This is a genomic window from Ralstonia sp. AU12-08, assembly GCF_000442475.1.
In the GTDB taxonomy this organism is placed as follows: Bacteria; Pseudomonadota; Gammaproteobacteria; order Burkholderiales; family Burkholderiaceae; genus Ralstonia; species Ralstonia insidiosa.
The window spans coordinates 39,998-52,956 of record NZ_ASZV01000005.1 but is presented as its reverse complement, the minus strand read 5'-3'; the positions used below and the strand labels follow the sequence as shown (position 1 = coordinate 52,956).

7 protein-coding genes are annotated in these 12,959 nt (G+C 65.8%); all 7 read right to left on the bottom strand.

What is annotated here, in order from left to right:
- Nucleotides 1–10: 10 nt before the first annotated feature.
- The 7 genes from C404_RS33190 to treS all read right to left on the bottom strand — a co-directional run bounded on the left by C404_RS33190 (nt 11) and on the right by treS (nt 12,581).
- Nucleotides 11–1,402, bottom strand: coding sequence for a sensor histidine kinase (locus C404_RS33190; protein WP_021192999.1), 1,392 nt, complete (start codon nt 1,400–1,402; stop codon nt 11–13).
- 190 nt (nt 1,403–1,592) lie between these two features.
- On the bottom strand, nt 1,593–2,345 hold the full coding sequence (locus C404_RS33185; RefSeq protein WP_021192998.1) for a class I SAM-dependent methyltransferase: 753 nt from the start codon (nt 2,343–2,345) through the stop codon (nt 1,593–1,595).
- 125 nt (nt 2,346–2,470) lie between these two features.
- Nucleotides 2,471–3,400, bottom strand: coding sequence for an amidohydrolase family protein (locus tag C404_RS33180; protein ID WP_021192997.1), 930 nt, complete (start codon nt 3,398–3,400; stop codon nt 2,471–2,473).
- Nucleotides 3,401–3,465: 65 nt separating this feature from the next.
- Nucleotides 3,466–4,713, bottom strand: a complete 1,248-nt coding sequence (locus C404_RS33175; RefSeq protein ID WP_021192996.1) for an MFS transporter — start codon at nt 4,711–4,713, stop codon at nt 3,466–3,468.
- Nucleotides 4,714–4,839: 126 nt separating this feature from the next.
- On the bottom strand, nt 4,840–7,134 hold the full coding sequence (malQ, locus tag C404_RS33170; protein ID WP_021192995.1) for a 4-alpha-glucanotransferase: 2,295 nt from the start codon (nt 7,132–7,134) through the stop codon (nt 4,840–4,842).
- A 9-nt stretch (nt 7,135–7,143) separates the two neighbouring features.
- Nucleotides 7,144–9,093 (bottom strand): malto-oligosyltrehalose trehalohydrolase, encoded by a 1,950-nt coding sequence (treZ, locus tag C404_RS33165; protein WP_021192994.1) that lies wholly within the window; start codon nt 9,091–9,093, stop codon nt 7,144–7,146.
- On the bottom strand, nt 9,090–12,581 hold the full coding sequence (gene treS / locus C404_RS33160; protein ID WP_021192993.1) for a maltose alpha-D-glucosyltransferase: 3,492 nt from the start codon (nt 12,579–12,581) through the stop codon (nt 9,090–9,092). The genes treZ and treS overlap by 4 nt, the downstream gene beginning before the upstream one ends.
- Nucleotides 12,582–12,959 lie beyond the last annotated feature (378 nt).

Here is a 12,959-nt window from a genome sequence, read left to right as displayed (position 1 = left end):
TTCTTGAAGGCTAAATAGCAGGAGGTTGGGGAAACCGCATGGAGAACAGCGTGTATTCCCCAACCACGGATTCGCAATGAATGCGGCCACCAAAGGCCTGCATGACGCGGCGGCAGAAGGTCAAGCCCACGCCAGAGCCCTTGCCCACGTGCTTGGTGGAAAAGAAGGGATCGAAGATGCGGCGCTGTACGCTGGGCGGAATGCCTGTTGCGCTGTCGCGCACGGCGAGCACATAGCTGTCGCCTTCCTGGCGGGCGGTGATTTCGATCTGGCCCTTGCGGGCGATCTGAATGGCGTGCAGCGCGTTCTTCAGCAGGTTGAACAGCACATACATCAGCAACGTATCGGAACCCAGGAAGCGCCAGTCGGCGTTGAATTCCTGCACATGTACGCGTTCACGCTCGCCGGCTTGAAACGGGTATTGCGCGACAGCCATCTCCACGCATTCGCGCAGGGAGTGCGCGGCGAAGGTACGTCGGTCCAGCCGCTCCAGTGTGACGGAAGCCAGTGCCATTTCGATCACGCTGTGTGCGGACGCCACTTCGGAGCTGATGGCCCCGGCTAGTTTTGACACCCGCTCCAGCATGGCTGGGTGCGCTGGTGGTTGGCACAGGCCGTTGTCGATGGCGAGTTGATAGCCGCGATACAGGTCAGGCCAGGCACGAGCAATCTCGGCGGCCTGCAGGCGGATGGTGGTCAGTGGGGTGCGCACTTCATGCGCAACCGTGGCGGCCAGTGCGTAGGGTCGCATCAGATCAAACTTGACGACGCCCACCGCAATGATGCCCAGCGCCACCGCCACCGCCAGCGGCAGCACGCCCGGCGGGTAGAAGGCGGCGCCATAGTTGACCGCGTAGTCCACAGCCGAGAGCGAAATCAGGCCGACGCCAAACAGGCATGTCAGCAACCGTTTGCGCTTCTCGGCCGTGGCATGTTGCTGGCCGAGGTAGAGCAGCCACATGCCGCGACTGACGAGCACGGTGGTCTCCACAATGTGTACGACCTCCAGCGGCCCCGCTTTTGGATAGAAGCCGAAGTGGAAGTGCTGAACACCGTCGATTACCAGGTTGGTGGTCATCAGCAACGCAATCAACGCGGCATCCAGCGCATAGGCACCGATAAGCCAGCGCTGCTCGTTTGGGCTTTCCGCCACCTCTACCGCAAAGTGGTACAGCATGGTCGGCATGACGAGGATGGCGATCCAGCCGAGCTTGGCCAGTACTTGCGCTGTACCAATATCGTGGGTCTGGAAGAGAAATGCCCAGATGCCCTGCCAAAGGCAGGTGAGCACCGTCATACCGAAGAACGCGATGCTCGCGCGCGTGCGCCCGCGCGTGGTCAGCACGTAGGCGCCGTAAAACAAAAACAGCGACGAGACGAAGGCGGGGAAAAGGGCGTACATGTGGGTCGGAAGCCGGCGCAACGTGCCGGGTACCACTACCGACACGGGCTGTCGGCGACCCTCAAGAGTACTGTCTTTCTCTGCCTCCGCGTACGGGTTCCGATATCACATCTTTTTTATTCTGGCTTAAACGAAATCCTAAAAAGGGCGCCTTGCAAGGACCCCCCTCCAACGGATGGAACAAAAGGTACTAGACCGCTTCGATCATCATCGCGTCGATGGCAAACGAATGGTCAGGTGCCACGGCAAAGTACTGGCGGGCTTCGTCGGCGGCGTGGTCGAACAGGTCGCGGATGGCATCGGCGCGCACCTGCGGCGTGCGGATGCGGGCAATCCACGTATCAAAGGACATCGTCAGCTTCCAGGTGCGCGGCGTGCCCGGTTGGAAGCCGGCATCGGTCAGCATGGCCTGCCATTCGGAGACACGGTAGTCGCGCACGTGTGACGCATCGCGCAGTACCTCGGCGGTCTGCAGCAGTGTGTCGAGCAGCGGGGTTTCCGGCGCAACGATGTCGACGATGACGAGCTTGCCGCCGGGTTTGAGCACGCGGCGCGCCTCGGCCAACCCGGCGCGTACGTCGTACCAATGGTGAGCGGAGAAGCGTGTGGCGACGATGTCGAATGCGCCGTCGTCGAAAGGCAGGGTTTCTGCGCGGGCCGCTTGCGTATGCAGTTGCTTGAGACCACGCTTGGCCGCTTCAGCCGCCACCACGGCCAGCATGTCTTCCGACAGGTCGACGGCCACCAGGGCCGCCACATGCGGCGCCATGGCAAAGCTCACATGCCCGCCGCCGCAGCCCAGGTCGAGCACCTTGGCATGCGGCATCGACTGCGCCAGCGCGGCCAGCGCTTCCAGGTCCGCGCCCTGGGCATGTACGGCGCTGGTCAGATAGGCATGGGCCACCTGGCCGAACTGCTGGTCGACGAGTCGATGCTGCTGCATGGCTGCTCCTGTGTTCTTGTGAGGACGAGGAGCGGCCAGTGTAGGAGCGTGGCCCGTGCGGCGAAATTCGCGATTGGCGAAATGGGGTATCGCGCGAGCGCTCTGAGGGTATCGCGAGGGCCCTCTTAGACGAAGCGGAATAGCTTCGCGGGCGTGTCGACCAGGACCTGCTTGCGATCTGCCGCGTTGGGCAACAGCACGTCAACAAAGACCCACATCTTGTCGTAGGTGATGCGCGATTCGTATTGCGTGTGCGGCCAGTCGCTGCCCCAGACCAGACGGTCCAGGCCGAGCGAATCCTTCAGGCGCGGCATGGCGGCAACGGCGATGGCTTCACCGCGGCCATTGTCGCCATTACCGCCGTTACGGTAAGCCCCCGAAATCTTTACCCACACGCGGCGCGTGCGGCCGGCGGCGAGCAACGCGCCAAAGCCAGGGTCGTCCACGCCCAGGGTGGGTTCGGGGCGGCCGAAGTGGTCGACCACCACGTTCACCTGCGCCTCCAGCAACACCGGCAGCAGCGTGGGCAGACGGCGGGCTTCCACATGCAACTCGACATGCCAGTCGAGTGCATGCAGATGCGCCAACGCGGCTTGCCATGCGGGTGATGTCAACTGTGGGTCCGGTGCGCCGATCAGGTTCAGGCGGATGCCGACGATGCCCTCGGTGCTCATCTGCGCGAGCAGGGTTTCGGGCGCGGACGGGTCGATGACGGCCACGCCACGCAGGCGCTGTGGTGCCTGCTTGAGCGCGGCCAGCAGGTAGCTGTTGTCGGTGCCCAGAAAGCTCGGCTGGATCAGCACGCCGTTCGACAGGCCGTGCGCGTCGAGTTGCGCGAGGTAGGCCGACAGCGGCGCGTCATAGCCCGGCGCATAGCGGCGCGCATTGGCCAACGGCAGGCCGCGCTCGAACACGTGGGCGTGCGTATCGATGCCGGTGATGCGGGCGGCATTCGTTGTGGAGGCCGTACGCGTGCCGGTGGTGGCGCATCCGGCGAGGGCAGTGGAACCTAGCATGGCAAGCAACCCGGTGTTGAAGGCACGGCGAGTGGGCATGGGGTCTCCTGGTGGCGACGGATGAAGAGCGTCGGGCACATGGTGTTGTTCCGGAAGATCAGGGCTTAGGCTGTCACGGCGGCGAGATCGCGGCCGCGTGTTTCGGGCAGCATCAGCACGGCCACGGCGACGATGGCGTACGCGATGGCCGCATCTATGCCGATGGCCGTGCCGAGCGACATCGACGCACTCATCTTGCCCACCAGCACCGGGAAGGCGGCAGACACTACACGGCCAAAGTTGTAGCAAAAGCCCACGCCCGTGCCGCGCACGCCATGCGGATACAGCTCGTTGAACAGCGCCCCCATGCTGGCCGGAATGCCGGCGGCAAAGAAGCCCAGCGGAAAGCCCAGCACCAACATCGCGCCGTCAGACAGCGGCACCAGCAGGTACACCAGCACGGTGACCACGCAGCAGCACGAGAACAGCAGGATGTTGCCGCGCCGGCCGATCACGTCCAGCAGCCAGGCGCTGGCGACACAGCCGCACCAGAACGCGAAGATGATCACCGCCAGGTAGCCACCCGTGCCGAGCACAGACAGGTGGCGCTCCGTCTTCAGATACGTCGGCAGCCATGTCATCAGCGCGTAGTAGCCACCATGCGCACCCACGCCCAGCAGGCCGCCAATCAGCGTCATGCGCAGCACCTGTGGGCGGAAGATGTCGAGCAGCGGGAAGCGCGAGACCGGCATGGCATTGGCACTCGCTTCCGGCTTGGCCGCCGGCACGGGTTCCTGCACACCCCGGCGGATGTAGATGATGAGCAGCGCCGGCAACAGGCCTGCGGCAAACATCACGCGCCAGGCAAGGTCCGGTTCGATGAAGGAATACGTGAGCGCGTACAGCAGCACGGCCGCACCCCAACCCACGGCCCATGCGCTTTGCACGGTACCCATGGCCTTGCCGCGGTGGCTGGCGCGAATGCTCTCGGCCATCAGCACGGCGCCTGCTGCCCATTCCCCGCCAAAGCCGAAGCCCTGGATGGCCTTGAGCACCAGGAACTGCTCGAAGTTCTGCGCAAACGCCGAGACGAATGTTGCGATGGAAAACCACAACACCGTGATCTGCAGCGTGCGTACGCGGCCGAAGCGGTCGGTCAGCGCACCGGCAATCCAGCCGCCCAGCGCGGAGGCCACCAGCGTGACGCCCGACACCAGCCCGGCCTCGGTCTTGTCGATGTGCCACGCCGCGATGATGGTGGGAATGACGAGGCTGAACATCTGCACGTCGAGCGCATCGAGCGCCCAGCCGCCAAAGCACGCCCAGAAGGTGCGCTTCTCCCCTTTTGAAATCTCTTTGAACCAGCCGAACATGCGGTCTCCTCCGGGTGACGTGGGCGATGTACTGAAAAGCACATTGCTCTAGTCATCTATATGAATAGAGGAATTCTAGGGCCGGCAATGAGGCGACGCAGTTGGTGTTAACCCGTGCGGAAAGCGTTAGGCGATGTTGTTGCCGGCGCGAACCAGCGCCGTCAGGAGGGTTTGCACGGTGGGGCTATTCAGCACCGTATCTGCGTGCCCCGGCTGCCGGCGGCGCCAGTTGGGATGCGTATGGACGGTGCCGGGCAGGTTCGGTTGCTCCGCCAGGCCGAGCAGGTCTTCCATCGGCACGATGGTGAGCGGTAGCGGCGCGGCGGCGGTATAGGCCGTGGCGGCCGTCGCGAAATCGTCGGCGGTGGCGTCGAGTGCGATGTCGGCATCAGCATCTACATCGGCTGGACCCGCCGTGCTGGCGCGCTCCAGCGCCAACTTCAACGTGGTGATGTGCAAGGGCGGTGGATTGCCGGATTGTTCGAGCGCGTGGTTGTGGTGTGCGAAGGCTTCCACCAGGGCATGCCGATCGGCCATGCGCTGCGCGTGCGCCTGGGCTTCGTCCATGCCGGCAGGCAGCAGACCGAGCTTGCCTTGCCAGCGCAGATCGTTGCCGACCCACCAGCCGGCCAGCGTGGACAGATCGTGCGTGCTGGTCATCGCCACGGAGGTGCGCGCCCAGTCTTGCGGTGGCCGGAACGGTTGCCCGGGCACTTCCTCCTCGCGCTCGAACCAGAGGATGCGCATGCCGAGCAGGCCGCTCTCGGCCAGTTGCCCGCGCAGCCCGCCCGGCACGGTGCCGAGGTCTTCGCCGATAACGATGCAGCGGTTGCGCCACGATTCCAGCGCAATCAGCCGCAGCAGATCCTGCAACGGGTAGCGCAGGTACACACCGTCCAGCGCGGGAGCACCGTCCGGAATCACCCACAGCCGCACCAGCCCGAGCACGTGGTCGATGCGCACGCCGCCGGGTGTGGACATGACCGCGCGCAGCATTTCGATGAAGGCCCGCAATCCCTCCCGACCCTGCGAGCGCATGGCGCGTGGGCTGAAGGTCGTCAGGCCCCAGTTTTGCCCCTGCGTGTTGAAGAGATCGGGCGGCGCGCCTACCGTTACGCCAATCAGCACGTCCTGCTGCCGGCTCCAGACATGGCTGCCCGCGCTGTCGGTGCCGATGGCCAGATCGGCGATCAGGCCGATGGCCATGCCGGCGTCTTCTGCAGTGCGCTGCGCAGCGGCCAACTGGCGCGCGGCTGCCCATTGCAGAAACAGGTGGAAGCGCACGGCATCTGCATGGTCGCGGGCGAATGTGTGCACCGCCGGATTGGATGGCGACTGATACGCCGCGGGCCATTGCTTCCAATGCCAGGTCTGCGGATCGTGCTCGCGCATGTGGGCGTCGAGCGCTTCGCAATGTGCGTGGTCGAGCAGGCGCTGGCCGCGCGCGGTGCAAAAGGCTTGGAAGTCTTCGTGTAGGCGGCGGGCGGATGCATCGCCTGCGGCGACCTGTTGCTGCATCTGCTGGTGCAATGCGTGCAGCACTGTCAGCCGTGCTGTGGTACTCGCGGGCCAGTCGATCAGCGTGGCGGCTTCCGTGCGCGCATGGATGTCGGTCAGGCCGCAATCCGCCACCGCCTGTCGCACGGCGTGTTCACCAAACAACGCAGCGGGGTCGATCATCATTGCGTTGAGAAACAATCGGCTCGATGGCGAATACGGCGAGTAGCGATGTGGGTCTGCACTGAACATGGCGTGCACCGGGCTCAGGGCCAGTGCATCGGCACCGTGTTGTGCGAGGCTGCGCGCCAGCGTGCCCGCGTTTGCGTAGCTGCCCAGCCCGGCGGAAAGCGAGGCCAAAGCGCCGGGGGCCCGCAGGCCATAGAGCTGCGCCGAACTGCCCCACAGGCGTGCGTCGGGCGCTCGCTCACGCGCTGTCAGCGCATCGGCCACGGCATAGCAGCGCGGTGGCGCAATCGCGAGTGTGGCGTCGATGCTGCTGCCTGCCCCGGTGTCGATGCGCAATCGGTGATAACCGGCTGTAGGTATCGGCGCCAACTGCAGCGCGGCGTGGTCGGCGCCGACGGTACCTTCGACCGTGCCGCCGCCATTTTCGTAATCCACGCGATAGGGCCGCCCCGCCAACACGGCCAATTGGCGCGGCGCAGTCTCCAGCATGATGGGTTGGCCGACCACGCCGGTGATCAGCCCGGGCACGGTCAGGTTGTCGGCTTCGGCCTGCAGATGCGCGTGGCTGTCCGCAACCTCTGCCGCAGTGGAGGCCGGCAGGCCCAGGCAGCCCAGCACAGTGCGCAGTACGTCGTCGCTCACGTGCATGGCGCGGCCGGCAGCGTCGTTCCACGCGATCTGCAGGCCAGCCTGCTGGGCAAGCGCATGCAGGGTGTTGTCGGGCACGTGGTTCATCGTGACGGCTCAGTCAGCAGGTAACGTCAGCAGCGCGATACAGGCGTGCGCGGGCACGTGATGCGTGGCCAGCGTGGCGGCGGCACCATCGCGCGATTCATAGAGCAGGTCAGAGGGATTGCCCGCCAATGCAGTCGGCACGGATACCGGCTGCGCCCCCAGGTTGACGGCGAGTGTCAGTACGCTGCCGTCGCCCAGTCGCCAGCGCGCCAGTGCGCCCGTGGTGCCAAGCGGCACGGCATCCAGCGCGCGTGCGCCCACCAGGCGCGGCACGATCTGCGCCTGGCGCAGTGCCAGCAGCCGGTGGGTGCGGTTGAGCCAGGCGAGGTGCTCGGGGTTGGTGAGCTCGGCCTCGCCGGGCCAGGACGCCTGGTAGGTGCGCTCGTCGTTCGGGTCGGGAATGCGCTCGCGCTTGAGCGGATCGGCAAACGCCGAGAACCGGCCGAACTCGCGCCGCCGGCCCTCGCGCACTGCATCGGCCAGTGCACCGTGGTGACTGGTGAAGTAGTGGAACGGCCGCAGGCTGCCCCACTCCTCGCCCATGAACAGCAGGGGGATCTGCGGGCACAGCAGCAGCAGCGCTTGCGCGGCGTGCAGGGCTTCCGGGTGGGCGAGGCGCGTGAGGCGTTCACCGAGCGGCCGGTTGCCGACCTGATCGTGGTTCTGCAGATACAGCACGAAGGCCGTGGGCGGCAGGGTGCCGCTGGGCTCGCCGCGCGGTGCGCCGTTGTGCAGCGGAGAGGGCTCGCCCTGATAGCAGAAGCCTTCCTGCAGCACGCGCGCAAGGCGCTTGGCCGGCGCATCGGCGTAGGCCGCGTAATACGCTTCGTGCTCGCCCGTGAGCAAGGCGTGCAGCGCGTGGTGGCCGTCGTCGTTCCACTGGGCTTCGAACGCGCCCGCCGTGGCCGCTGCATGATCAGCCGGTCCGGCGGCCAACGTTGTGGCCCCCCGCAGCAGCGAGGCGGCGTTGTTCTCGTTCTCCAGCACAAGGTGCACATAGCGCCCCGGCTCGACCGCCTGGCGTACACGCGCTGCCAGCTCGCCCAGCCAGTCGCGCTCACCAATCGCTTGCACGGCGTCCAGGCGCAGGCCATCGAAGCGATATTCCATCAACCACATCAGCGCGTTCTGGATGAAGAACTCGCGCACGACCGGCTCGCGAAAATCGAACGCGGCGCCCCACGGCGTGTGCGTGCCTTCGTGGAAGAAGCGGCGCGCGTAGTGGGCCAGGTAGTTACCGTCGGGGCCGAAGTGGTTGTAGACCACATCCAGAAAGACCATCAGCCCGAGGCCATGCGCGGTGTCGATCAGCGCCTTGAGTTCGTCGGGCGAGCCGTAGCTGGCGTCTGGCGCAAACGGCAGCACGCCGTCGTACCCCCAGTTGCGCGCACCCGGAAACTCTGCCAGCGGCATCAGTTCAATGGCGGTGACGCCCAGGCGCGCCAGCTCGGGCAGCCGTGCACGTACGCCGCGAAATCCACCCATCGCACCTCCCATCGCGCCGACGTGCAGTTCGTACAGCACGGTCTCGTGCCACGGCCGGCCTTGCCAGTCGGCGTGGCGCCATAGGTAGCGTGCGGGGTCGACCACCAGGCTGGGGCCATAGAGGTCCTGCCACTGCGCACGTGCAGCCGGGTCAGGCACGGTGAGGGTCACACCGTTGCGGTCGGTTACGCGGTATCGGTAGCCCAAGCCGGCGCCGATGGGGGCGATGGCTGCGTACCAGCCGTCGGGCTCCGCGTCCATGCGGATGGTGTTGCCGCCGTTGCCGCCGTTGCGCTCGTGGCCAGCGTCGATTTCGACCCACGCTTCGGTGGCGTCCGGCGCCCACAGGCGGAAGCGCGTGCGCTCCGGCCCGAGGCACGTCGCGCCAAACGGCAGGTCATGCGTGAAGCACGCCGCATGCTGCGTGGCGTGCAGGGGATGTGACGTGGGGGTGGGTACAGCAGCTGCAGTCATAACGTGGATTCCGGGCTGTCGTCGACGGGGCTGACGGTGGAGAGCGCTGCGGGCTCGGGTTCTACGCCAAGCAGGCGCCGTGCCGCACGCACAAGGCCCGCCAGCGGAACCGGCAGCCAGGCCGGCCGGCTGGCGGTGTCCGCATCAAGGTGGCGGGCTGCGTCTTCCAGCAGGAACAGGTTGAGCAGTTCCGGGTGGATCGGGCAGCCGCCGGCATTGGCATAGGTCTGCAGGAAGTGCGCCGCAGCCGCCGCACGAAAGCGTTCGAGCAGTTGATCGCGACGCTCCTGCACCGGCCCCGTCACGTGCTCGGGGCCTTGCCGCATGGCCTCGGCCACATCGTCCAGCGAATGCAGCAGGCTGGCCACGTCGCGCAGCGGGCTGTCCTTGCGGCGTCGCACCTCGACTGGCAATGCCGGGTTGCCACCAAAGTTGATCAGGAATGCGTCGCCCTGTGAGACGAGTACCTCATCGAGGTGGAAATCTCCATGCAGGCGCGACAGCGTTGCGCCCAGCCCGGCCTGGGCCGATGCGCTGATGGCCGCGGGCAGGGCGTCACGTTGCAACAGCAGCCACTCGGCGGGTTCGTGCGGTGCGTGGGCGTCTTGCCATGCTTCCACGTGGTTCAGCGCTTGCGTGACTTGTTCGCGCACGCGTGCTGACCAGTTGCGCACATCGTCGGTGTCAGCCAGGCGCGTGCCGAAGCGTGGGTCATCGCTCGGTTGCGCCAGCAATGCATGCAGCTCGCCCAGGCGTGTGCCGATGGCGCCGATCTGTGCCAGATAACTCGCTAGCGCTTCGTTGGTATCGGTGCGCGATTCTGATGCGGCGATCGGCGCGACCTCGCCGTCGCCCGAGGCCACGGCTTCCGCCTGCACGGCCAACTCGTCGATGGTGCGGCGCAGATAGTCGAGCGCCCAGTTCCAGGCATTGCCCTGGTTGGGCACGTAGCGCTGCAGCACTGCCAGCGTGGCCGGTTCACCCACCGGGCCGGCATGCGTGATCTCGCCGATCAGTGCGGCGGTGTTGGCGTAGCCGGCGCGCGTGAGGTGGCGCGTCATTTCCGCTTCGGGGTGCATGCCCGAGTGGACGCGGCGCATCAGCTTGATCATCACCGCATCATCAATCACCAGTACGCTGTACGACTGCTCAGGCGCCAGCCACTGCACGGGTGCGTCGGGCGCCAATGGCAAGCGAGCTTCGGGCGCGGTGGATGTGGCGGCGTCGGCAACGCCGGGCTCCGGCAGGAAATGCACCGCGCCGTCACTGGCTTGCAGCGTGGCGCCGCGCACGAGATTGGCGAGCAGCGCACGGGCGAAGGTTTCCGTGGTGAAGGCGTCGGTCAGGTAGCCGACGTGGCGGCCGCGGCGCACGCGGGCGAGTGCCAGTTGCACCGGCAGCGCGGGCAGGGTGGTGGACTCCCACGCGATCGACAGCGGCAGCAGATAGCGCTCGATGCGTTCTACGCCATCTGCGTCGCACAGCGTGACAACCACTTCGTTGAAGAACACCTCCGGCCGTGTCGCGCCCTCCAGCGGCCGGTTGGTGGACGAAGCATCCACAGGTACCGCCGCACCCCAGGCGAAGCGGGCACTGCGGAGTACATCCTTGCTATGCAGCCCATCTCTCTCGTGCAGCGCGCTGTCGCGGTCGGCAAACCAGCGACGCATGGGCAGGTAGGTGGGCAGCACCTCACGTTCGATCGACTGGCGATGCGTTTCACGCTGACGCGTGTCGGACAGCGTATCCAGCCCCGAGCGCAAGACCAGTGTGATGAACTCCGGCAACTGCTCGGCAGCCGGTTGCGCCCAACTCGGGCCGGGTTCGTTCTCGCGCAGCTCCAGCCAGAAGAAGGCATAGGGCTGCAGCGTCAGCAGATACGGCAGTTGCCCCACAGGCGGGAACGCCGTGCCGCCAATCAGCTCGATCGGCACGCGCTGCGCGTAGTTCGACAGATCCAGCTCAACCGCCTGCGAAGCGCGGGAAAGATTCGCCACGCACAGCATGGGTGGTTCATCTTCCAGTGCACGGATGTAGGCCAGCACCTTGCGGTTGGACGGCTGCAGAAAGTGGATGCTGCCGCGCCCAAACACCCGATGCTGCTTGCGTGTGGCCAGCAGGCGCCGCGTCCAGTTGAGCAGCGAGTGCGCATCGCGGCTCTGCGCCTCCACGTTCACCGATTCATAGCCGTACAGCGAGCCCATGATGGCCGGCAGCACGAGCTGTTCAGGGTCGGCGCGCGAGAAGCCGCCGTTGCGGTCGGGCGACCACTGCATGGGCGTGCGCACGCCATCGCGGTCGCCCAGGTGGATGTTGTCGCCCATGCCGATCTCGTCGCCGTAGTACATGACGGGCGTGCCGGGCATCGAGAACAGCAGGCTGTTCATCAGCTCAACGCGGCGGCGGTCGCGCTCCAGCAGCGGCGCGAGGCGACGGCGGATGCCGAGGTTCAGGCGCGCGCGGCGGTCGCTGGCGTAGACCTCCCACAGGTAATCGCGCTCGGCGTCGGTCACCATCTCCAGCGTCAGCTCGTCGTGGTTGCGCAGGAAGATCGCCCATTGGCAGGTGTTGGGCACTTCCGGTGTCTGCCGCATGATGTCGGTGATCGGGAAGCGGTCTTCGCGCGCGATCGCCATGTACATGCGCGGCATCAGCGGAAAGTGGAAGGCCATGTGGCACTCGTCGCCGGCGCCGAAGTATTCCTGCGTGTCTTCGGGCCACTGGTTGGCCTCGGCCAGCAACAGGCGGTTCTTGAATTCGGCATCCATGGCCGCGCGCAGCTTGCGCAATACGGCGTGCGTTTCGGGCAGGTTTTCGTTGGAGGTGCCTTCGCGCTCCACCAGGTAGGGCACCGCGTCCAGCCGCAGGCCGTCCACGCCCAGATTCAGCCAGAACTTCATCACGCCGATCACGGCCTTGAGCACGCGCGGGTTGTCGAAGTTGAGATCGGGCTGGTGGGAATAGAAGCGATGCCAGTAGTAGGCGTTGGCCACCGGGTCCCACGTCCAGTTGGAGGGCTCGCTGTCGATGAAGATGATGCGCGTGCCAGCGTATTTCTTGTCGTGGTCTGACCACACGTAGAAGTCGCGCAGCGCCGAGCCCGGCTTGGCCCGCCGGGCGCGCTGGAACCACGGGTGCTGATCCGACGTGTGGTTGATGACCAGTTCGGTAATGACGCGCAGGCCACGCGCATGCGCCTCGGTAATGAAGCGGCGCACGTCGGCCATGGAGCCGTAGTCGGGGTGAACGCCGCGGTACTCGGCGATGTCGTAGCCGTCATCGCGCCGCGGTGAGGGATAGAACGGCAGCAGCCAGATGACGTCCACGCCCAGCTCGGCAATGTAGTCGAGCCTGGAAATCAGGCCGGGGAAGTCACCGATGCCGTCGTTGTCCGAATCGCAGAACGACTTGACGTGCAACTGGTAGATGACGGCGTCCTTGTACCAGAGCGGGTCATCCACCAGCAGCGCGGTCGGGTTGCGCGTCATGACAGGAGATCCTCCATGAGCCGGCGCTGCACCAGACGGTGAACGTGCATGAGCGAGCGTTCCACCGGAGGCGTGATGCGGTCGGCGCGCGGCGGGTTGGCGAATTCATGTCCTGCGCAAATGCCGTGCCTGCAGGGCTGCAGTCGCGCGTGGCTTGCAAGACCCGCAGATTCCGTTGAGCTGGCGTAGGTGGTGGCTCGCCCCCCAGGGGGTGCCGTGCGCAGCTTGCTCGCAGGTTTGTAATTTTGGGCGAAAGTGCGCCCAGCAAGCTGTCACCGCATCGGTGTATAATAGTATTTAGTAATCGAATTGATCGTATCAATCAATTTGTACAATATGACGGGTCACGATACGATCACTCCCGTCGTCAACCCAACC

Excerpts from the sequence above, each read along its gene's own strand:
- C404_RS33190 (WP_021192999.1), bottom strand. The coding sequence starts at position 1,402 with ATGTACGCCCTTTTCCCCGCCTTCGTCTCGTCGCTGTTTTTGTTTTAC.
- C404_RS33185 (WP_021192998.1), bottom strand. The coding sequence starts at position 2,345 with ATGCAGCAGCATCGACTCGTCGACCAGCAGTTCGGCCAGGTGGCCCAT.
- C404_RS33180 (WP_021192997.1), bottom strand. The coding sequence starts at position 3,400 with ATGCCCACTCGCCGTGCCTTCAACACCGGGTTGCTTGCCATGCTAGGT.
- C404_RS33175 (WP_021192996.1), bottom strand. The coding sequence starts at position 4,713 with ATGTTCGGCTGGTTCAAAGAGATTTCAAAAGGGGAGAAGCGCACCTTC.
- malQ (WP_021192995.1), bottom strand. The coding sequence starts at position 7,134 with ATGAACCACGTGCCCGACAACACCCTGCATGCGCTTGCCCAGCAGGCT.
- treZ (WP_021192994.1), bottom strand. The coding sequence starts at position 9,093 with ATGACTGCAGCTGCTGTACCCACCCCCACGTCACATCCCCTGCACGCC.
- treS (WP_021192993.1), bottom strand. The coding sequence starts at position 12,581 with ATGACGCGCAACCCGACCGCGCTGCTGGTGGATGACCCGCTCTGGTAC.